Annotated in this window: 20 protein-coding genes; 4 read left to right on the top strand and 16 right to left on the bottom strand. The window is 62.8% G+C overall.

Going from position 1 to position 20,628, the window contains the following annotated elements; genetic code table 11:
• The first annotated feature begins 268 nt into the window (after nt 1-268).
• A complete protein-coding gene (gene paaX / locus AB6Q56_RS00600) occupies nt 269-1,216 on the top strand; it encodes a phenylacetic acid degradation operon negative regulatory protein PaaX (RefSeq protein WP_434515279.1) in 948 nt (315 codons plus the stop codon).
• An 18-nt stretch (nt 1,217-1,234) separates the two neighbouring features.
• Here the strand turns inward: paaX and paaY are convergent, their stop codons facing one another.
• Nucleotides 1,235-1,852 carry a phenylacetic acid degradation protein PaaY gene (gene paaY, locus AB6Q56_RS00595; RefSeq protein WP_434515278.1) on the bottom strand — a complete coding sequence of 206 codons (618 nt, stop codon included), beginning with the start codon at nt 1,850-1,852 and terminating at the stop codon, nt 1,235-1,237.
• A gap of 73 nt (nt 1,853-1,925) precedes the next feature.
• Here paaY and AB6Q56_RS00590 point away from each other — a divergent pair, with 73 nt between their 5' ends.
• A complete protein-coding gene (locus tag AB6Q56_RS00590; RefSeq protein WP_434515277.1) occupies nt 1,926-2,726 on the top strand; it encodes an IclR family transcriptional regulator in 801 nt (266 codons plus the stop codon).
• A gap of 54 nt (nt 2,727-2,780) precedes the next feature.
• Here AB6Q56_RS00590 and AB6Q56_RS00585 read toward each other — a convergent pair whose 3' ends face one another.
• The 15 genes from AB6Q56_RS00585 to paaN all read right to left on the bottom strand — a co-directional run bounded on the left by AB6Q56_RS00585 (nt 2,781) and on the right by paaN (nt 17,718).
• Nucleotides 2,781-3,908, bottom strand: coding sequence for an ABC transporter substrate-binding protein (locus AB6Q56_RS00585; RefSeq protein ID WP_434515276.1), 1,128 nt, complete (start codon nt 3,906-3,908; stop codon nt 2,781-2,783).
• 124 nt (nt 3,909-4,032) lie between these two features.
• Entirely contained in the window at nt 4,033-4,815 is a 783-nt protein-coding gene (locus AB6Q56_RS00580; protein ID WP_434515275.1) for an enoyl-CoA hydratase/isomerase family protein, read from the bottom strand.
• 8 nt (nt 4,816-4,823) lie between these two features.
• Nucleotides 4,824-5,597, bottom strand: coding sequence for an enoyl-CoA hydratase (locus AB6Q56_RS00575; protein WP_434514226.1), 774 nt, complete (start codon nt 5,595-5,597; stop codon nt 4,824-4,826).
• A gap of 70 nt (nt 5,598-5,667) precedes the next feature.
• Nucleotides 5,668-6,765, bottom strand: a complete 1,098-nt coding sequence (gene paaE, locus AB6Q56_RS00570; protein ID WP_434515274.1) for a 1,2-phenylacetyl-CoA epoxidase subunit PaaE — start codon at nt 6,763-6,765, stop codon at nt 5,668-5,670.
• Between the two features lie 12 nt (nt 6,766-6,777).
• Nucleotides 6,778-7,281 (bottom strand): 1,2-phenylacetyl-CoA epoxidase subunit PaaD, encoded by a 504-nt coding sequence (gene paaD / locus AB6Q56_RS00565; RefSeq protein WP_434515273.1) that lies wholly within the window; start codon nt 7,279-7,281, stop codon nt 6,778-6,780.
• Between the two features lie 3 nt (nt 7,282-7,284).
• Entirely contained in the window at nt 7,285-8,067 is a 783-nt protein-coding gene (gene paaC / locus AB6Q56_RS00560; protein WP_434515272.1) for a 1,2-phenylacetyl-CoA epoxidase subunit PaaC, read from the bottom strand.
• Entirely contained in the window at nt 8,067-8,360 is a 294-nt protein-coding gene (gene paaB, locus AB6Q56_RS00555) for a 1,2-phenylacetyl-CoA epoxidase subunit PaaB (protein ID WP_434515271.1), read from the bottom strand. The genes paaC and paaB overlap by 1 nt, the downstream gene beginning before the upstream one ends.
• Complete coding sequence (paaA, locus tag AB6Q56_RS00550) at nt 8,357-9,370, bottom strand: 1,2-phenylacetyl-CoA epoxidase subunit PaaA (protein ID WP_434515270.1); 1,014 nt, start codon at nt 9,368-9,370, stop codon at nt 8,357-8,359. Before paaA ends, paaB begins: the two co-directional genes overlap by 4 nt.
• A 100-nt stretch (nt 9,371-9,470) precedes the next feature.
• The gene (locus AB6Q56_RS00545; protein ID WP_434515269.1) at nt 9,471-10,616 is read right to left on the bottom strand and encodes an ABC transporter substrate-binding protein; all 1,146 of its coding nucleotides are present in this window, start codon (nt 10,614-10,616) and stop codon (nt 9,471-9,473) included.
• Nucleotides 10,617-10,685: 69 nt separating this feature from the next.
• Nucleotides 10,686-11,891, bottom strand: coding sequence for a 3-oxoadipyl-CoA thiolase (gene pcaF, locus AB6Q56_RS00540; RefSeq protein WP_434515268.1), 1,206 nt, complete (start codon nt 11,889-11,891; stop codon nt 10,686-10,688).
• 10 nt (nt 11,892-11,901) lie between these two features.
• Nucleotides 11,902-13,227, bottom strand: coding sequence for a phenylacetate--CoA ligase PaaK (paaK, locus tag AB6Q56_RS00535; RefSeq protein WP_434515267.1), 1,326 nt, complete (start codon nt 13,225-13,227; stop codon nt 11,902-11,904).
• A gap of 29 nt (nt 13,228-13,256) precedes the next feature.
• A complete protein-coding gene (gene paaI / locus AB6Q56_RS00530; protein ID WP_434515266.1) occupies nt 13,257-13,721 on the bottom strand; it encodes a hydroxyphenylacetyl-CoA thioesterase PaaI in 465 nt (154 codons plus the stop codon).
• Nucleotides 13,714-15,186, bottom strand: coding sequence for a 3-hydroxyacyl-CoA dehydrogenase PaaH (paaH, locus tag AB6Q56_RS00525; protein ID WP_434517104.1), 1,473 nt, complete (start codon nt 15,184-15,186; stop codon nt 13,714-13,716). The genes paaI and paaH overlap by 8 nt, the downstream gene beginning before the upstream one ends.
• Before the next feature lie 61 nt (nt 15,187-15,247).
• Entirely contained in the window at nt 15,248-16,042 is a 795-nt protein-coding gene (gene paaG, locus AB6Q56_RS00520) for a 2-(1,2-epoxy-1,2-dihydrophenyl)acetyl-CoA isomerase PaaG (protein WP_434515265.1), read from the bottom strand.
• Nucleotides 16,039-17,718: a phenylacetic acid degradation protein PaaN gene (paaN, locus tag AB6Q56_RS00515; RefSeq protein WP_434515264.1), complete on the bottom strand. Its 1,680-nt coding sequence runs from the start codon at nt 17,716-17,718 to the stop codon at nt 16,039-16,041. Before paaN ends, paaG begins: the two co-directional genes overlap by 4 nt.
• 372 nt (nt 17,719-18,090) lie before the next feature.
• On the opposite strand from paaN, the gene AB6Q56_RS00510 reads away from it, so the two are divergent.
• Nucleotides 18,091-19,119, top strand: coding sequence for a hypothetical protein (locus AB6Q56_RS00510; protein ID WP_434515263.1), 1,029 nt, complete (start codon nt 18,091-18,093; stop codon nt 19,117-19,119).
• A gap of 274 nt (nt 19,120-19,393) precedes the next feature.
• Nucleotides 19,394-20,443 carry a 2Fe-2S iron-sulfur cluster-binding protein gene (locus AB6Q56_RS00505; protein WP_434515262.1) on the top strand — a complete coding sequence of 350 codons (1,050 nt, stop codon included), beginning with the start codon at nt 19,394-19,396 and terminating at the stop codon, nt 20,441-20,443.
• Nucleotides 20,444-20,628 lie beyond the last annotated feature (185 nt).

The following is a 20,628-nucleotide window of genomic DNA, read 5'->3' as shown; positions in this document are numbered from 1 at the left end:
GGAAAGCCCCCTCCATCGCCCATGCCTCCGCCTTGACGGCCTGCAGCCAAGCGAGGGGATTTTTTTTGCTGCAAAGCAAGGCAAACGCGATACACCAAACAAAAACTTGCAAACAACTTTGTATCGACAAATCACGAAATCAATCGAAAATGCCCAATTTCAGCGAGCAAACCGCGCCCGGAACCGATACGCAACTGCAGTATAATTTGCCTCGAACTGCACAGGGCTCGCCTAGAGCCCCCTTTCCGTTTCATCGCCGCCAAACATCGTGAGCACTCTCGTTCAGCAACGCCTCGACACTTTCCGACAACAGCGCCGGGTTCAAGCCGGTTCGCTGATCATCACCGTGTTCGGCGATGCCATCCTGCCGCGCGGTGGACGGATCTGGCTGGGCAGCCTGATCCGTTTACTCGAGCCATTGGAACTGAACGAGCGGCTGATTCGCACCTCCGTTTTCCGCTTGGCCAAGGATGAATGGCTAAGAACGGAAACCATCGGCCGACGTGCCGATTACGTTTTGACGCCATCCGGTCGACGCCGATTCGAGGAGGCCGCCCGGCATATCTACGCAGCGCATGCTCCCTTGTGGGACCGACGCTGGCGCCTGATCCTGGTGGTCGGCGAACTTGACCCGAAGACCCGCGAACACGTGCGCAGCGCACTGTTCTGGCAGGGTTTTGGCGCACTCGGCGCCGACTGTTTCGTCCACCCGAGCGCCGAACTGCCGAGTGTTCTCGACGCCCTGATCGCCGAAGGCCTGTCGTCGTCGCTGAGCGCCTTGCTGCCGCTGTTCGCGGCCGACTCACGCTCCGCCCAGTCGGCAAGCGATGCCGACCTCGTTGGCCGTGCCTGGAATCTCAGTGCGCTGGCCGACGACTACAGCCAGTTCGTCGCCGCCTATCAGCCCATTGTCGACGAGCTTCGGCGCGACCACCTGGCGACGATCACCGACCAGGATGCCTTCCTGTTGCGCATCCTGCTCATCCACGACTATCGCCGACTGCTGCTGCGCGACCCGGAACTGCCCGAAGTGCTGCTCCCCGCCGACTGGCCCGGCCAACAGGCCCGGCTCTTGTGCAAGGAACTCTACAAGCGCCTCGAATTGCCATCCAACCGGCATCTCGACGAGCTGCTCTGCCTTGCCGACGGCAGCGTTCCGGTTGTCGACGTTTCGCTGGCCGCTCGCTTTTCGCAATACGACCCGCTCAAGGCCTGAGTCTTGGCGAAGCGCGGATCAGCCGCTCCGTTTTTTCAATTCGACCAGCGGAACCACATCGGGCATTTCGATGCGCTTGCGCCCCGCCTCGACTTCAGTCAGCGGTACCGTCTCGACCATGCTCGCCAGGCAGCGACGGGTCAGATCCTGATAAGTCCGCGTCCCTTCCGTCTTCCAGGCGATTTCCTCGTCGCTCAGCGGCCGGATGACCTTGGCCGGCATACCCGCCACCAGCGTACGCGCCGGGATTTCCTGGCCGGCCTTGACGAAGGCCGAAGCCGCCACGATGCTCGCCTCGCCGACCACGGCATTGTCCATGACCACCGCATTCATGCCGACCAGGGCATTGCGTCCGACGCGACAGCCATGCAGCACGGCCCCGTGGCCGATGTGGCCGTTCTCCTCGACCACCGTATCGGTACCGGGAAAACCGTGCATCACGCAGGTATCCTGCACATTGGCGCCAGCTTCCAGGACCAGGCGCCCGAAATCGCCGCGCAGGCTGGCACAGGGACCAACATAGCAGCCGGGGCCGACGATGACGTCGCCGATCAGCACCGCGCTGGGATGTACATAGGCCGTCGGGTCGACCACCGGAACGATGCCATCGATGGCATAGACTCTCAAGGCTTGCATGGGAATACTCTCTTCGGAATGGCAGTGCTATATTATAGAACCGATTTTAAATAACAGAACTTAAGGAGATGCCATGAACGACGACATCGACGGCAAGCACGGCGTACAGTCGCTGGAGATCGGCATGGGTATCCTGCGCGCCATGGTGAACGGCCAGCGCTCGATGATGCTCAAGGAAATCGCTGCTGCGGCCGACATGCCGGCCTCCAAGGCCCACCGCTACCTGGTCAGCCTGATCCGCGCCGGGCTGGTCGAGCAGGATCCGATGTCCTCGCGCTATGACCTCGGCCCCTTTGCCATGAACATCGGCCTGGTCGCCCTCGACCGGCTGGATCGCGTCCGCCTGGGTCTTGCTGCCATCGCCGAGATGCGCGACGAAATCAACCAGACTACCGCCCTCGCCGTGTGGGGGGACAAGGGACCGGTCATCGTGCGCTGGGAGCGGCCGCGCCGACCGATCACGGTCAACGTCATCACCGGCACCGTACTCGATTTGCTGTCCTCCGCAACAGGCCGCGTCTTCGCTGCCTGGATGCCCAAAAAGACGGTGGCGCCGATGATCGCCGACGAACTGAAACATGCCAGGCTGCCGCCCGAGCTAAGCACCCGTACAGCTGTCGAGGCCATGCTGACCGAAGTCCGCACACAAGGTTTCGCCGCCACCGGAGGGCAACACAAGGTTCCCGGCGTCGAAGCCGTAGCCGCGCCGGTCTTCAACTTCAAGAACGAAATCAGCATGGCCGTACTGGTCGTCGGCGTGCAGGGGATGTTCGACACCCACCCCGATGGCGAGGTGGTCAGCAGCCTGAAACGCCATGCCGAAGCCTTGTCGGTCAGACTGGGCGCGCACGGCGAGCCGAAGATTCCGACCTGATCACTGAATCTCCAAAGCGTTCCGGAGCGCCAGCCCCCGGAACGACAGCAAGGCCTACTGAATAAACTGCCCGTTGCCGCGAATCATCGACAGGTCAACGAACGTCGAACCGACATGCCGGCCGTTACCGTAGTCGACCACGAAATCCCCGAGGTCGAAACGACGCAATCCATCCAGCGCGCCAAGCAAGGAACTGCGCGTCGGGTTCTGACCGGCTCGCCGCAACCCCTCAACCATCACGCGAGCGGCAACGAAGCCTTCCAGGGAAGCGTAGTGCGGCTCCTCGCCTTTGCTGGCGAGCGCCTCACGATACTGGCGCACGATCCGGTATTTGCTGCTCCATGGCGAGGGAACCACCTGTGCGACGATGATACCGGCCGTATCGCCCTTCAGGTCATTGAGCAGTTGCGCCGCGCTGACCACGGAAAGCCCGATGAGTTGTGGTCGAAGCCCACTTTTCAGAGTCTCGGCAATGACCGCCGACGAGACCTTGCCGGCCGTCGCCAGGACCACCGTGGCCGGCTTGCCCTTGCCCAATTCGGCAACCTTTGCGGCTACCGACTCATCCAGCCTGGCGGGATCGACCGCCAGCACCGCGGCCGGCTTCAGCTTGAAATGGCTCATCGCCGCCTCAAAGCCTTTCAACCCGGCTTTGCCGAAATTGTCGTCCTGATAAACGATGGCTATATCCTTCACGCCGAGCGTAGTTTGATGCTCGACGATCTTGAACATTTCGTCGCCGTAGCTCGCCCGGAGGTGAAACAAAACCGGGCTCACCTTGGCCCGCAAGCCGTCCGAGCCCGAATAAGGCGCAATGAATGGCGTCTGGGTTTTCTCGGCCAAAGGCAGCGATGCCATGGTTGACCCGGTTCCCGCATAGCCGAGCAGCGCAAAAACCTGCTTCTGTTCGATCAACTGCCGTGTGTTCTCTTCTGCCTTCTGGGGGCTGTACGCATCATCAAGGGTCAGTAGCTCGATCTTGCGACCGTTAACGCCGCCGCTCTTGTTGACCTGATCGAGATAGAGACGAATGCCCTTGGTGTATTGAACGCCGTTCTCGGCGAGCGGCCCGCTCAGGACGACGGATTGGCCGAGCACAATGCTGTCGCCGGTAACGCCGTTTTCAGCGCTTGCCGTGCTCAGCAGAGAGAGTCCAACGAGTAGCGAGATACCAAGTTTCATGCGTTCTCCTTTGGGTTTATTACCGTTTGACGATCCGCTTCCCGATTGACGAAGCCGACCGTTGTTGTCGCTTCGATTTGGTGCGCGACTCGGCCAGGCGAGCGCGCACACCAGCACGAACGGTTCAGGACAACCAGCTCGCCGGCCGCTTGTCGAGGAAGGCGCCGATGCCGTCCTTTGCCTCGTCGGTGGCGCGCTGGCGGGCGATGCGCTGCGCGGTTTCCTCGCTGACAGCGTCGTCAATGGGCCTGCCGCTGACCGCGGCGATCAGGTCCTTGGCCGCTTTCTGGGCCAGAGGGCCGCACTGGAGCAAGGTGTCGACCAGCTTGCCGAGGCAGGCGTCGAGCTCAGCGAGCGGCACGACATCGCCGACCAGACCGATGGCCAGGGCGCGTTCGGCGCTTATCCGCTCGGCACTCTGGAAATAGCGCAGGGCGTGTCGGGGGCCGATGGCACGCAGCACGTAGGGGCTGATCACCGACGGAATAATGCCGAACCTGGCCTCGGAGGTAGAAAACACGGCATCGTCGCTGGCCACAGCCATGTCGCACGCTGCCGTCAGACCAGTGCCGCCGCCCAGAGCCGCCCCCTGCACGCGGGCGATGGTCGGCTTGGACATGCCGGACAAGGCACGCAGCATCCCGGCGAACTTGCGGGCATCCTCGACGTTTTGTTCGTGGGTAAATTGCGAGGCGCGCTTCATCCAGTTGAGATCTGCACCGGCCGAGAAGTGCTTGCCGCGCCCGCCGAGGACAACGACACGCACGCCGCTGTCGGCATCGAGTTCTTTGCAGGCGGCGGCCAGTTCAGCGATCAGTTGTTCGTCGAAGGCATTGAAGACAGCCGGACGGTTCATCCAGATGGTGGCGACCTTGCCTTGGCGTTCGATTTCGAGAGTCTGGTACATGGTTTGCCTCAGCGGTTCTTGAACGTTGGTTTGCGCTTCCCGGCGAAGGCGGCCATGCCTTCCTTCTGGTCTTCGAGGGCGAAGGCGGAATGGAAGACGCGGCGCTCGAAGAGCAGTCCTTCGTTGAGGCTCGATTCGAAGGCGCGATTGACCGATTCCTTGATCATCATGACCACGGGCAGCGAGAAGCTGGCGATGGTCTGCGCGGCCTTGAGCGTTTCTTCGAGCAGTTGATCGGCCGGGATGACGCGGGCGACCAGGCCCGACTTCTCGGCTTCGGCCGCGTCCATCATGCGGGCGGTCAGGCACATGTCCATGGCCTTGGCCTTGCCGACAGCACGCGGCAGGCGTTGCGTGCCGCCGGCACCGGGCAGGGTGCCGAGCTTGATCTCCGGCTGGCCGAACTTGGCGGTATCGGCGGCGAAGATCATGTCGCACATCATCGCCATCTCGCAGCCGCCGCCCAGGGCAAAGCCGGCTACTGCAGCGATCACCGGCTTGCGGGCCGTCTTCACGCGTTCCCAGTTGCGGGTGATGAAGTCGGTCTTGTAGGCGTGCATGTAGTCGAAGTCCTTCATGAAGCCGATGTCGGCTCCCGCAGCGAAGGCTTTTTCATTGCCGGTGATGACGATGCAGCCGATGGCTTCGTCGGCTTCGTAGCGGTCGATGGCGGCACCGATGCCGTCGACGACGTCGTTGTTCAGGGCGTTCATCGCTTCCGGTCGGTTGATGCGGATCAGGCCTACCTTGCCGATGACTTCGGTGAGGACGACTTGGGACATGGGGTTCTCCAAAAAAATGGCCGCCCCCGAAGGGACAAGAGGGCGGCCCAAGTGCAGTGTCTTGAAAAAATCAGCGGTCGTCGAAGCTGACCGTCAGTTGCGGCGTGGTAGCGCGGGCCTGACAGCTCAGAACATAGCCCTGCTGCATCTCGTCGGCCTCAAGCGTGAAGTTCTTGTCCATGACCACCTCGCCGCACAGCACCTTGGCGCGGCAGGTGCAGCAGACGCCGGCCTTGCACGAGAACGGCAGATCGAGTCCGGCCTCGATGGCGGCATCGAGTACATGCTCGTCGGCGCCGATCTGCAATTCATGCTGCTTGCCGTCGAGGACGATGGTCAGCGCGATGTCCTTGGCGGCAGCCTTGCGGCTGGCCGAGGAGTCGGTATCCGCCTGAATCTTGGCCGCCTGTGCCGGGCCGCTGGTGAAACGCTCGGTATGGACGCGGCTGTCCGGCACGCCGGCTTCGATCAGCGCCTTTTCGGTCGCATCGATCATGGCTTCCGGGCCGCAGATGAACACTTCGTCCATGCTGGCCACCGGCAACAGCGCCTTGATGATGGCCTTGACCTTGTCGCCATCGATGCGGCCTTGCAGCAGATCGACCTCCTGCGCCTGGCGGGACAGGATGTGGATCAGCGTCAGGCGATCGGGATAGCGGTCCTTGAGATCCTGCAGGGCTTCGTTGAACATCACGCTGGACATGCGGCGGTTGCCGTAGACCAGGGTGAATTTCGATTCCGGCTGTTCTTCCAGCGTGGTGGCGGCAATCGACAGGATGGGCGTGATGCCCGATCCGGCCGCAAAGCCGACGCGGTGGATGGCACGCGCTTTCTTGACGACGAAGCGCCCGTCCGGCGGCATGACGTCGAGGCGGGCACCCGCCCTCAGGGTTTGCGCGGCCCAGTTGGAAAACAGGCCGCCCTCGACCGGGCGGATGCCGATTTCCAGCTCGCCGACCTTGTCCAGGCGGCTCTTCGGGCTGCTGATCGAGTAACTGCGGCGGACTTCCTGTCCTTCGACCTTGGCCCGCAGCGTGAGGAACTGGCCGGGCTGGAAGCTGAAGGTCTCGCGCTCGGCGGCGGGAATGTCGAAGGTGATGGCCACCGAACCGGCGGCCTCGGGGCTGACCCGCTTGATGGTGAGTTCGTGAAAACGGAGGGCTGACATGACGATGCCTCGCTAGTAAGGCTTGAAGTAGTCGAACGGTTCCTGGCAATCGAGGCACTTGTAGAGCGCCTTGCAGGCCGTCGACCCGAAATGTGAGGATTCGACCGTATGGCCCGATCCGCAATGCGGACAGGGCACGGTCTCGGCGGAAGCCGGTTTGCTGATGAAGCGAACGACGCTACTGCCCGGCGGCGTCCGGTGCGGTGGCGCGATACCGTAGGCACGAAGCTTTTCCTTGCCGGCATCGCTCATCCAGTCGGTCGTCCAGGCCGGCGACAACTGCGTGAAGACGCGGGCGGCAATGCCGGCATGGTGGAGCGCGGCACGCACATCGTCCTCGATTTGTCCCATCGCCGGACAACCGCTGTAGGTCGGGGTTATGACCACTTCCAGGCCACCATCCGCTGCCGGGCGGACATCGCGCAGGATGCCGAGTTCGCGCAGGGAAATGACCGGGATTTCCGGGTCGGTCAGTTCCTCCAGCGCAGCCCAGGCCGCCTCGACGTTCGCATTCATCGCTTACCAGACGCCGTTCGGGTGGGCGCGGGCCAGGCTTTGCATTTCGGCCAGCAGAAAGCCGAGATGTTCCGAATGGATGCCCTGCTTGCCCTCGGTGACGTAACCGCTCATCGCCGGACGCTGCAACGTGGCTTCGTCCAGTGCCGCATCGACGATGGCATCCCAGTCGGCCTTCAGCGTCGTCACATCGACGCCGATGCCGGCGGCGATGGCGGCTGCCTCGGCCGGGCTGTGCGCCCAGAACTCCTGGGTATAGGCGAACAGATGGTCGAGCGAAGCCTGCACGCGGGCATGCGACTCGTCGGTGCCGTCGCCGAGGCGCACTAGCCAGTCGCGCGAATGGCGCAGGTGGTAACGCACTTCCTTCAGCGACTTGGCGGCAATGGCAGCCAGATCGGCATTGGTCGACTTTTCCAGCGCTTCCCAGAGCAGCGCCATCAGGGCGCTGTACAGAAAATTGCGGACGATGGTCGTGCCGTAGTCGAGGCTGCTCTGCGCGTAGCCAGACAGCGGGCCGTGGTGCGGCAATTCGAGCAGCGTGTAGTTGCGGAACTCGTGCGTGTCGCGGAAATAGGCCAGCTTGTCTTCGGTGCAGTCGCCGCCCTTGAGCGTGGCGACCAGCTGGTAGAGCAGGCGGGCCTGGCCGATCAGGTCGAGGCTGACATTGGACAGCGCGATGTCCTCTTCGAGGATCGGGCCGTGGCCGCACCACTCGGCATTGCGCTGGCCAAGGACCAGGGCATTGTCGGCGAGGTGCAGCAGGTAATCGACGGCGGCGCTCATTACATGTGCCCCATTTCTTCCGGGATTTCGTAGAAGGTCGGGTGGCGGTAGATCTTGTCGGCCGCCGGATCAAACAGCTCGCCCTTTTCGTCGGGATTGCTGGCGGTGATCGCCTTCGATTCGACAACCCAGATGCTCACGCCTTCCTGGCGGCGGGTATAGACGTCGCGCGCCATTTCCAGCGCCTGGGCGGCGTCGGCGGCATGCAGGCTGCCGCAATGCTTGTGTTCGAGGCCCTGCTTGCTGCGGACGAAAATTTCCCAGAGGGGCCATTCTTTCAGTTGGGTGCTCATGCTGCCTCCTTGATGCTACGGGCTTGTTTTTTTGCGGCGTGGGCCAGCGCGGCTTCGCGCACCCACTGCCCTTCGTTGTGCGCCTTGACGCGGGTGGCCAGGCGTTCCTTGTTGCACGGGCCGTTGCCGTTCACGGTTTCCCAGAACTCGGCCCAGTCGATCTGGCCGTAGTCGTAGTGCTGGCGCTCCTCGTTCCACTTGAGGTCGGGATCGGGCAGCGTGACGCCGAGCACCTTGGCTTGCGGGACGGTGGCATCGACGAATTTCTGGCGCAGCTCGTCGTTGGAGACGCGCTTGATACCCCAGCGCATGCCAAGCGCGCTGTTCGGGCTGTCGGCGTCGGGCGGGCCGAACATGGCCAGGCACTTCCACCACCAGCGATTGACGGCATCCTGCACCATCGCCTTCTGTTCATCGGTGCCGGTCATCATGACGAGCAGGGCTTCGTAGCCCTGGCGCTGGTGGAAGGATTCTTCCTTGCAGACGCGGACCATGGCGCGGGCGTAGGGGCCGTAGGAACAGCGGCAAAGCGGCACCTGGTTCATGATCGCGGCGCCGTCCACGAGCCAGCCGATAACGCCGACGTCGGCCCAGGTCAGGGTCGGGTAATTGAAGATGGAGCTGTACTTGGCTCGGCCGCTGTGCAGGCCTTCGAGCATCTGGTCGCGGCTGGTGCCCAGCGTTTCGGCGGCGGAATAGAGGTAGAGGCCGTGACCGCCCTCGTCCTGCACCTTGGCAATCAGGATGGCCTTGCGCTTGAGACTCGGGGCCCGCGAGATCCAGTTTCCTTCGGGCAGCATGCCGACGATTTCGCTATGGGCGTGCTGGCTGATCTGGCGCACCAGGGTCTTGCGATAGGCCTCGGGCATCCAGTCCTGTGGCTCGATGCGTCCATCGGCATCGATGCGGGCATCGAAAGCCGCCTGCAGGGCGGAATCTTCGGCGGAAGGAGCCAAAGCGACGCTCTTCGCGCCGGGAGAATCCGGCACGTTGAATGACTGTGTATACATGATGTTCTCCGTGGGGTTGGAGGGGTTTGCCGGGTTCGGCCCCTGAGGGGTCCGCACCCGGCTTATGATTTTTTTGTACTACCGGTACTGCGCTAACCGATTACTGGGCAAGGCTCCAGTCGCCGTTCTTGATTTCCAGCATGCGGAAGGCCGACAGGTCGAGACCCATGTGGTCGGTAGCCGACATGTTCACGACACCGCCGGTACCAACGTAGCCCTTGGTCGCTTCGATGGCGTCGCGGACCTTGGCCTTGTCGGTGGAGTTGGCGCGCTTGATGGCGTCGACCACGATCATCAGGCCATCGTAGGCATGGCCGCCGAAGGTCGACACATCGGTTTTCCACTTGTCCTGGAAGGCCTTGGTGTAATCGACGGCAACCTTCTTCTGCGGGTCGTTGGCCGGCAGCTTGTCGGCGACGAGCAGGGCGGCGGCAGGCAGACGGACACCTTCGGCAGCCGGACCGGCGAGCTTGATGAACTCTTCGGAAGCGACGCCGTGGGCGTGGTAGAGCGGCAAGGTGACGCCCAGCTGCTTGTAGTTCTTGGTGGCGATGGCCGGACCCTGACCGAGACCGAAGATGAAGACAGCCTGGACACCCGGCGTGCTCTTGATCTTGGTCAGCTGCGGGCTCATGTCGGTATCCTTCGGGCCGTAGGTTTCGCTGGCCACCAGGGTGATGCCGTACTTGGCGGCGACGCCTTCGGTTTCCTTCTTGCCCGATTGACCGAAGCCGGAGGTTTCGGAGAGCAGCGCCACCTTGCTGATGCCGCGCTTCTTCATGTCCTCGAAGACCTTTTCAGCGGCCATGCGGTCGGTGTGCGGGGTCTTGAAGACGAATTTCTTGACCGGCTCGATGATGACCACGGCGCCAGCCAGCGAGATGAAGGGCACGCCGGCCTTTTCCACCAGCGGCACCATCGACATGGTGGCGCCCGTCGTGGTGCCGCCGACGATGACGTCGACCTTGTCGTCGTCGATCAGGCGCTTGGCGAAGCCGTTGGCCTTGTTGGCGTCGCTACCGTCGTCGTAATGAACGAGCTGCAACTGGCGACCGAGGACGCCGCCCTTCTTGTTGATCTCGTCGACATACTGCTGCAGGGTTTTCAGTTCCGGATCGCCCAGAAAAGCGGCTGGACCGGTCACGGACAGGACCGACCCGACCTTGATCGGATCGGCGGCGAAAGCACCGAATGCAGCCATGGTCAGGGCAGCGCCGGCGACCAGTTTCTTCATCATCTTCTTCATTGGGTTTGTCTCCTTCGTTAAGATATTAGCGTTCCTTATTATGGAACGCATTCCAGAAAAAGCAATAGCTCAGATACGCTCAATGACCATGGCGATGCCCTGCCCAACCCCGATACACATGGTGCACAAGGCATAGCGGCCGCCACGACGCTTGAGTTCGTAAGCTGCGGTGGTGACCAGTCGGGCACCGCTCATACCGAGCGGATGGCCGAGCGCGATAGCACCGCCATTGGGGTTCACATGCGCAGCATCGTCGGAGAGCCCAAGGTCGCGCAGCACGGCCAACGCCTGGGCGGCAAAGGCCTCGTTGAGTTCGATGACATCCATCTGATCGAGCGTCAGGCCGGTCTGGGCCAACACCTTGCGTACGGCCGGGGCCGGGCCGAAACCCATGATGCGCGGCGCTACACCGGCGGTCGCCATGCCGACCACGCGGGCCAGCGGCTTGAGCCCGTATTTGCCGGCGGCTGCTTCCGAAGCCAGCAGCAGAGCGCAGGCCCCGTCGTTGACACCCGAGGCGTTGCCGGCGGTAACGCTGAGGTCCGGGCCATTGACGCCCTTCAGCTTGGCCAGTTGCTCCAGCGTGGTTTCCGGACGCGGATGCTCGTCCGTGTCCACAACCTTGGGGTCGCCCTTCTTCTGCGGAATGACCACCGGCACCAGTTCGTCAGCGAAACGGCCGGCGGCATGGGCAGCGCCCCAACGCTGCTGCGAACGGACGGCAAAGGCGTCCTGGTCGGCGCGGCTGATGTTGAAATCGGCAGCGACGTTGTCCGCCGTCTGCGGCATCGAGTGCGTCTCGTACAGCTTCTTCATCAGCGGGTTGATGAAGCGCCAGCCGATGGTCGTGTCGTAGATCGCCGCCTGACGGGAGAAGGCCGACTCGGCCTTGCCCATCACGAACGGGGCGCGCGACATGCTTTCGACACCGCCGGCGATCATCAGGCCGGTTTCGCCGGATTTGATCGAACGGGCGGCCAGACCGACCGCATCCATGCCGGAACCGCACAGGCGGTTGACCGTCGTGCCAGGCACCTCGATCGGCAGGCCGGCGAGCAGGCCGGACATGCGGGCGACGTTACGGTTGTCTTCGCCGGCCTGGTTGGCATTGCCGTAGATGATGTCATCGACGGCCGTCCAGTCGACCTGCGGGTTGCGCTCCATCAGCGCCTTGAGCGGGATGGCACCGAGATCGTCGGGGCGCACGCCGGACAAGGCGCCGCCGTAACGGCCGATCGGGGTGCGGATGGCGTCGCAGATAAAGGCTTGGGTCATCGTCATTTCCTCAGTTTTGCTTCGGGCGCTCGTCGAGCACGCGCTTGGCCTTGCCGACCTGGGTACGCGGGATGGCGTCGAAATCCATCACGGTGATCTTGGTCGATACGCCGATATTGGTCTTGATGCGGTGCTGCAATTCCTTGCCGATCTGCTGGATGTCGGCGGCCGCCAACTTGCCGGACAGCTCGCGCTGGATCTCGCAACGCACTTCGAGGTTGTCCATGTGGCCATCGCGGGTGACGACCACCTGGTAATTGCCGGCCAGACGCGGGTCGCGCAGGATCATTTCCTCGATCTGGGTCGGAAAGACATTGACGCCACGGATGATCAGCATGTCGTCGGAACGGCCGGTAATCTTGCCGATGCGACGGAAGGAACGGGCGGTCGGCGGCAGCAGGCGAGTCAGGTCGCGGGTACGGTAGCGGATGACCGGGAAGGCTTCCTTGGTCAGCGAGGTGAACACCAGCTCGCCTTCCTCGCCGTCGGGCAACACTTCGCCGGTTTCCGGATCGATAATTTCCGGGTAGAAGTGGTCTTCCCAGATCACCGGGCCGTCCTTGGTCTCGATGCACTCGTTAGCGACGCCCGGGCCCATCACTTCGGTCAGGCCATAGATGTCGATGGCGTCGATGCCCAGCTTGCGCTCGATTTCGGCACGCATGCCCTCGCCCCAGGGTTCGGCCCCGAAAATGCCGACCTTGAGGGAAATGTCCTCGGGGGCAATGCCCTGCTTCTCGAACTCCTCGGCAATGACCAGCGAGTACGACGGGGTGACCATGATGGCGTCCGGCTTGAAATCCATGATCTGCTGGACCTGCTTTTCGGTCTGCCCGCCGGACATCGGCACGGCGATGCAGCCGGCGCGCTCGATGCCGTAATGGGCGCCAAGACCACCGGTGAACATGCCGTAGCCGTAGGCGTTATGCACCATGTCGCCGGGGCGGACGCCGGCGGCACGCAGCGAGCGGGCGACGACATTCGCCCAGTTGTCGAGGTCGTTCTTGGTGTAGCCGACGACCACCGGCTTGCCGGTGGTGCCGGACGAGGCGTGCAGGCGGGCCAGCTTGTTGCGCGGCACCGCGAACAGCCCGAACGGGTAGTGATCGCGCAGATCGAGCTTGGTCATGAACGGAAACTTGCTCAGATCGGACAGCGTCTTCAGGTCATCCGGATGCACACCCTTGGCGACACATTTCTGGCGATACGGTTCGACGTTATCGTAGGTGTGGCGCACCGACCACTTCAGGCGCTCCAGCTGGAGGGCGGCGATTTCGTCGCGACTGGCGGTTTCGATTGGCTCGAGATCGCCGGGCAGGGGCTTCTTGACGGGCATGGTTGTCTCCTCTCTCTGGTCAGGTCGGCTTAGTCGGCCTGTTGCAGGCCGGCGATGACTTCGCCGTTGATACGATAGCTCTTGCCCCGGAATAGGGCGATGGTTTTGCCACCTGTGGTACGCACCGTGATGTCATAGACCCCGGTACGCCCGGAGGCCGATTGCTCGACGGCTTCCGCTTCCAGCGTCTCGCCTTCCTTGGCGGGCGCCAGGAAATCGATGTGGCAGGCGGAAGCGACGGTGTTCCTGTTGTAGCTGTTGCAGGCATAGGCGAATGCCGTATCGGCCAGGCTGAAGATCATGCCGCCGTGGCAGATGTGGTGGCCGTTAACCATGTCGGAACGCACGGCCATGGTGAGCAGCGATGCGCCCGGCTGGACACGGACGATCTTGATGCCTAGCGCCTGGGCGGCACGGTCACGCGAGAACATGGCCTCGGCGGTTGCCTCGGCCAGTGCCTGCGCTTCGGCCGGCGAAAGCTTGTGTTCAGTCATGAATCTTCCTTCCGGCAAACACGGCACGCTGGATCAGCGGCGAAATGCGATAGCGGTCCTCGCCATAGCTGGCGCCGAGATTGGCCAGCACGTCGCGAATCGCGGCGACGCCCACCTGATCGGCCCAGGCCAGCGGGCCTTGCGGATAATTGACGCCGAGGCGCATGGCCTGATCGGCACCCTTTTCGGTACACACGCCCTGATTGACTGCGTCGGCAGCCTCATTGGCCAGCATGGCCACGGTACGCATGACCGCCAGACCGGGGACATCCAGGAAACGCGACACGGCAAAGCCGGCCGCCTGCAGCAGGCCGACCGCCGCCGACATGGCCGAGGGATCGCACTGCTCCGCCGCAGCGACCGCAAGGCGGGTGGCCTTGGCGTAGTCGAGGGCCAGGTCGATCAGCACCGTATTGGCGACGCCGCTTTCGCTGGCCCGCTGCGTGGCGCTGCGCCCGTCGGTGATGTAGAGCACGGCGCGGCCGATTTCCAGCAGCCGGCCATCGGAAGCCAGCGCCCGCCCGAAGGACAGCCCGCTGTGCTGCAGACGCTCGACCATGGCATCGGCAATGTCGCATTCGCCATAGACGGTGATCTTGCCGGCCGGCGTTTGCGGCGCCTCGGTCTGCGGCACGGGTTTTTCGGCACCGTCCCGGTAGTCGTAGAAGCCGCGCCCGGTCTTCTTGCCGTAGAAGCCGGCATCGACCAGTTCCTGCTGGATCAGCGACGGCAGGAAGCGCGGGTCGTTGTAGAAGGCCCGCCAGACCGAATTGGTCACGGCGAAATTGACGTCGTGGCCGATCATGTCCATCAGCTCGAACGGCCCCATGCGGAAACCGCCGGCCTCGTGGCAGCAGGCATCGATGGTGGCGTAGTCGGCGGCGCCTTCCTGGGCGATGCGCAGCGCTTCGGCGTAGTACGGACGGGCAACGCGATTGACGATGAAGCCCGGCGTCGACTTGGCATGCACGGCCGTCTTTCCCCAGGCATTGGCGGTGGCGAACAGGGTTTCGGCAACCACCTTGTCGGTCGCCAGGCCGGAAACGATCTCGACCAGCGCCATCAGCGGTGCGGGATTGAAGAAATGCAGGCCGGCCAGGCGCTCAGGGCGCTGCAACGCCGAACCGATGGCGGTCACCGAGATCGACGACGTGTTGGTGCCGAAGATGCAATCGGCGCCGACGATGGCTTCGAGGTCGGCATACAGCTTCTGCTTGGCTTCGAGATTCTCGACGATGGCCTCGACGACCAGCGCGGCATCGGCCAAGTCGCTCAACTGCTCGACGGCAACCAGACGCTCGCCGGCCGCCTGCGCGGCCTCGGCGGAAAGCTTGCCCTTGTCGGCCAGCTTGGCGAACTGGGCACGAATGCCGTCAACCGCCTTGGCAGCGGCCCCCGGTCGGTTATCGAGCAGCTTCACGACGTGGCCGGCCTGGGCGGCGACCTGGGCGATACCGGCGCCCATGGCACCGGTGCCGACCACAGCGACGACGGCCTGTTGGGATAGGGGTGCGTGGCTCACGATTTCACTCTCCGGTGAATTTCGGTGCGCGCTTTTCCATGAAAGCCTGGACGCCCTCGGCGTAGTCCGGGCTCCAGCCCAGTTCGCGCATGAAGCTGCCTTCGAAGGAAAGTTGCTGCTCGAGCGTATGCCCCGGCGCGGCATGCATGGCCTGCCGGGTACGGACCAGGGCCTTGGTCGGCATCACCGACAATTGCTTGGCCAGCGCATCGATGCGGGCGGCGAAATCGGCGTCCTCAGTGCATTCCCAGATCAAGCCCCATTCGGCGGCCTTTTCGGCCGGCAGCTTGTCGGCGAGCAAGGCCAGGCCCATGGCGCGCGCCATGCCGACGCGCTGCGGCAGGAACCAGGTGCCGCCGGTATCCGGCACCAGGCCGATCTTCGAAAAGGCCTGCAGGAAGGAGGCTGACTTGGTGGCGACAACGAGGTCGCAGGCCAGCGCCACCGAGGCGCCTGCACCGGCAGCGATACCATTGACCGCGGCGATGGTCGGCACGCGCAGGTTCTGCAAACGCATGACCAGCGGCTTGTAGTTGCGCTCGACGACATTGCCGATATCCGGCATGCGGCCGTCGATCTTGGCCATGTCCGGATCGGCCAGATCCTGGCCGGCACAAAAGGCGCGCCCGGCACCGGTGAGGACCAGCACGCGGATCGAATGGTCGCTCTGCACGCGATCCAGCGCTGTGCGCAACTCGGCGTGCATGTCGCCGGTGAAGCTATTCAGCTTGTCCGGCCGGTTCAGGGTCAGGCGGGCGATGCCGGCCTCGACGGTGAAGGTGATGTTTTCGAAATTCATGCTGCGTTCTCGATGTGGTAACGACGCTGGACAACCACGAAACGGTTGGCAACGAAGGCTGCATCTGCGTACGAAGCGTTGGCAGCCGGGTTGCCGCCGGTACCGTGGTAGTCGGAGTAAGCCGCCGACTGGTTCACGAACACGCCGCCGGTCAGGTTGATCGACAGGGCGACCTTGGAACGCATGGTGGCGGCGGTCATGGCATCGATCACTTCCGGCTTGGTCGAGTAGATGCCGGCGGTCAGCGCGCCGTGGGTCGATACGATGCGCTCGGACAGGGCGATGGCAGCCGCCGTATCGGCGACCTTGACGATGAAGCTGATCGGGCCGAAGCGCTCTTCCATGTAGGCATGCTCGTCGGCGGCATCGCAGGCGAGCAGCACCGGGGTACGCACGACGGCCTTGGGGAATTCCGGGTTTTCCAGCTTGCTCGAGGCCAGCACGACCTTGCCCAGCGTACCGCTGTCAGCCATCTCGATGCGCTTCAGGGTATCGGCCGACTGCACGGCGCCGAGCACGGCATGGGCGACTTCCGGCTTGGACAGGAAGCCGGAAACGGCCTTGGCCAGGTCGGCACAGACGTCGTCGTAGGACTTGTGGCCGTCTTCGGTTTCGATGCCGCCGGCCGGGACGAAGATGGCCTGCGACGTGGTGCACATCTGGCCGGAATACAGCGACAGCGTGAAGGCCAGGTTGCGCAGCATCGGCTTGTAGGCGTCGGTAGAGTCGACGACGATGTTGTTCACGCCGGCCAGTTCGGCATAGACGCGGGCCTGGCGGCAGTTGTCGATCAGCCACTGGCCGAAGACGTTGCCCCCCGTGAAATCAATGGACTTGACGGCCGGATGGGTGACCAGCTTCTGGGTCGTCGCGCGATCGCCGGCGACGCACAGGGTCACCAGGTTGGGGTCGATGCCGTTCTCGGCCAACACGGCGCGGATGGTGCGTACAGTGATGGCGGCCGGCAGGATGGCATTGCTGTGCGGCTTGACGATCACGGCATTGCCCGTCGACAAGGCGGCAAACAGGCCGGGATAGGTATTCCAAGTCGGGAAGGTGCCGCAGCCGACGACGACGCCGACGCCCTGGCCGACCTGCTCGAAATGCTTCTTCATGACCAGCGGCGGGTTCTTGCCCTGCGGCTTCTCCCAAACCGTTTCGGTCGGCACGAAGCTCATTTCGCGATAGGCGTAGGCCAGCGTTTCGAGGCCGCGATCCTGCGCGTGCGGGGCGCCGGCCTGGAAGGCCATCATCCAGCCCTGCCCGGTCGTCATCATGACCGCATGAGCCAGCTCGAAGCTTTGCTTGTTCAGGCGATCGAGGATCTCCAGACAGATGCCGGTGCGGCCATCGGCCCCGACCTTCTGCCAGCCGACCATGGCCTGCCGGCCAGCGGCGATCAAGGCCTCGTGGTCACAAACGGGATATTGCACGGCCATGTCGATACCGTAGGGCGACTGCTCACCGCCAGCCCAGCCCTTCTGCCCCGGCTGATCCAGCACGAACTGCTTGCCGAGGTGCGCCTCGAAAGCCTTCTTGCCATCGTCGGCCGCCGTTTCGCCATAGGCCTTCGGGCTTGGCATCTCGTTATAGGCCGACCAATAGCCGCGGGTGGCGATGGCGTTCAGGGCGCCATCCAGCGTGGCGCGGTGTTTCTCGAGCAGGGGGTGGGACATCGATATCTCCTAGTTGAAGCTTGTTCTTGGGCGAAGGCGCGTTGGATGGCACCAACTCAACACACGATACGAATGATATTGAAACAAGTCAATCAAAAGTATCGTAAAAAATGACGCGATTTGCAATTCCGTTTTGAGGAACAAGTTTCCAAATTGCAAAAATGTCCTTTTTAATCAATAAATTTTATCCGACAAAAAAGTCATTGATCTTTTGAGTTTTAAAATTCAGAATTGGTTCCCTGAAAATTATTTTGCGATTTGATACAAAATTTGTTGACTCAAACCACGAACACGTATCATTATTCACCCCACGCCACCCGGATACCGGACTGGCTTACCGAACCATTGATGAAGCCCTATAAGGAGTGAGACATGGCAAGCAACAAGGAACGTTTTGCAGACAAGATGGAATTCCCGCCGGCTACGCCGCAGCCGAACATCTACCCGCTGTCCTGGACCAGCAAGACCAAGAAGCTGCAGGAAGTCTGGGAAGCCGCGCTGCGCGAGAACTGGGACCCGGAAAAGCTGCCCTGGGACACGCTGGACGTCGACAGCTACACCTGGGAAGAGCGCGAATCCATCGCCTACTGGTGGAGCCTGCTGTCGGTGTTCGACGCCTCCGCCCCCCCGGTCTTCGCCGAAGCGCTGATCAAGACCTATGAAGTGCACGAGGAAGATCCGGTCCGCAAGTGCTTCTTCTCCGTCACCCGCGACGAGCAAAACCACGAAATCATGTGCGGCCTGGCCATCACCAAGCTGCTCGGCCATTCGGACCCGCTGACCTACACGCCGAAGACCGAACTCGGCAAGCGCCTGCAGAAGAACGTGCAGTGGCTGTATTTCAACGGTGGCCGTTACTGGACCGGCTACAAGCAGGCCGTGCCGAAGTACGACCTGGCCGTGCTGTTCTCCTCCTTCCTGATGGGCGAAATCGCCGCTGCCACCATCTTCAAGCAGATGTACGACAACTCCCGCGAAGCCGTCTTCAAGGAAGGTTTCAAGAACATCGGCCGCGACGAAGGCCGCCACATGGCGATCTGCATGGCCGTCATGGAGCGTGACTACCCGGGCCTCGACGAGTCCACCAAGGCCATCGTCACCAAGCAGATCCGCGCCGGCTACCTGTTCCTGTCCGCCGTGCTGTTCGAGCCGCCGATGGAATTCTGGGACCTGCCGTCCGACTTCATCGCCAACCAGCGTGAAGCCGAGGAAGTTGCCCGCGGCGCCGGCTTCGGCATCCCGACCTACGAGGCCAAGCTGCAGAACTGGAAGAATGCGATGATCAACCTGAAGGGCGTGCTCGATCGCTACAACATCCCGTTCCCGGCGATTCCGGAAGTCGGCATCACCGGCCAGGAAGTCTCCGAGATCGACATGGAAGACATCATCCCGGTGTTCTAAACCGCAAAAACCAGACGATTTGCTTCGGCCGACGTCCCGACAAAGGGCGTCGGCCTTGCCGCAACAGAGAAACAACCCGGAGTGTTCGTTAGGGCTTGGGATGGCAGCGAGGACAGTTGCGAGGCAGTTTTGCCCCGACTGAGGAACCGATACCCAATGGTATCGGCGACGAAGAGGGGAAAAAATGACCGCAAATGGCCCGCTGACACCCAAGCAGCGCCAAGGGCGCGCCTAATGGACAATCCGGGTTCCAAACCAACAGGGGAAGACGAAAATGGCTCGTATCATCATGCAACCGTCCGGCAAGTCGGTCGACTGCGCCTACGGCGACACCGTGCTGATGGCACTCGAAAAGGCAGGCTATGCACTGCCCAACAACTGCCGCGCCGGCGCCTGCGGCGAATGCAAGGTCAAGGTCACGCAGGGTCAGTTCGACCAGGGCATGGTGCTCGACATGGCCTTGTCGCAGGACGAACGTAAACAGGGCTACGGCCTGATGTGCATGGCCAAGCCGATTTCCGAGGAACTCACCATCGAGTGGGGCACCGAGGATGCCAAGCCGAAACTCTTCCCGCCGCGCGAAGATGCCCTCTTCGTCGTTACCGACAAGAAACAGATCGCCGCCCGCGTCGTCGAGCTGCGCCTGCGCCCGGTCGGTCAGCCGATCCGCTATTGGCCCGGCCAGTACGTCACGATCGGCAACCCGCGCGCCGACATTCCGGCCCGCGCCTACTCGATTTCCAACGCCCCGCGCCCCGACGGCGAACTGGTTCTCCAGGTCGCCCGCGCCGAAGGCGGCGTAACCAGCAACTGGATTCACGATCAGCTCAACATCGGTGAGAGTGTCAAGGTGTCCGGCGCCTACGGCACCTTCATCGGCGACCCGTCGGTCGACACGCCGGTCCTGTGCATTGCCGCCGGCACCGGCCTCGCCCCCGTTCTCGCACTGGCCGAAGCGGCGCTGCGTCGCGGATTCCGCAAGCCGGTGACCATGCTCTTTTCGGCGCGCACCAAGGAAGACGTCTACAGCCTGGGCATGATGGCCTGGTGGCGCACCAAGCACCGCAGCTTCGACTACAAGATCACGCTGACCCGCGAACAGCAGGAAGGCTTCCTGAACGGCCGCATCGATACGGTGCTGCCGCAGCTCTTCCCCGATCTCTCCAAGCACACCATTTTCGCCGCCGGCAGCCCGGAATTCGTCGACGCCTGCGTTGCCGCCGTCAAGAAACAGGGTGCCAAGGATGAACTGATCCATACCGAAGGCTTCTTCGCCCAGCAGCAACCCGTGGTTGCCGATGCCGACCATCTGCTGCCAGGCTGAGAGCGCTCCTCTCGGTTTCGCGATGACCGGGCGGGCACCTGCCCGTCACCATCGCGGGGCAAGCCTTCGACTTGACTCACTAACATCGTAGTGATTTAATCGATCACATATTAGTAAAACAACCAAGAGACCGGAATCCGACACGGAAAACCCGGCAACTGGAAGATGAACAGAATAATCACAGG

The organism is Dechloromonas sp. ARDL1 (assembly GCF_051122455.1).
GTDB lineage: Bacteria > Pseudomonadota > Gammaproteobacteria > Burkholderiales > Rhodocyclaceae > Azonexus.
This window is presented reverse-complemented; position numbering and strand designations above follow the sequence as displayed.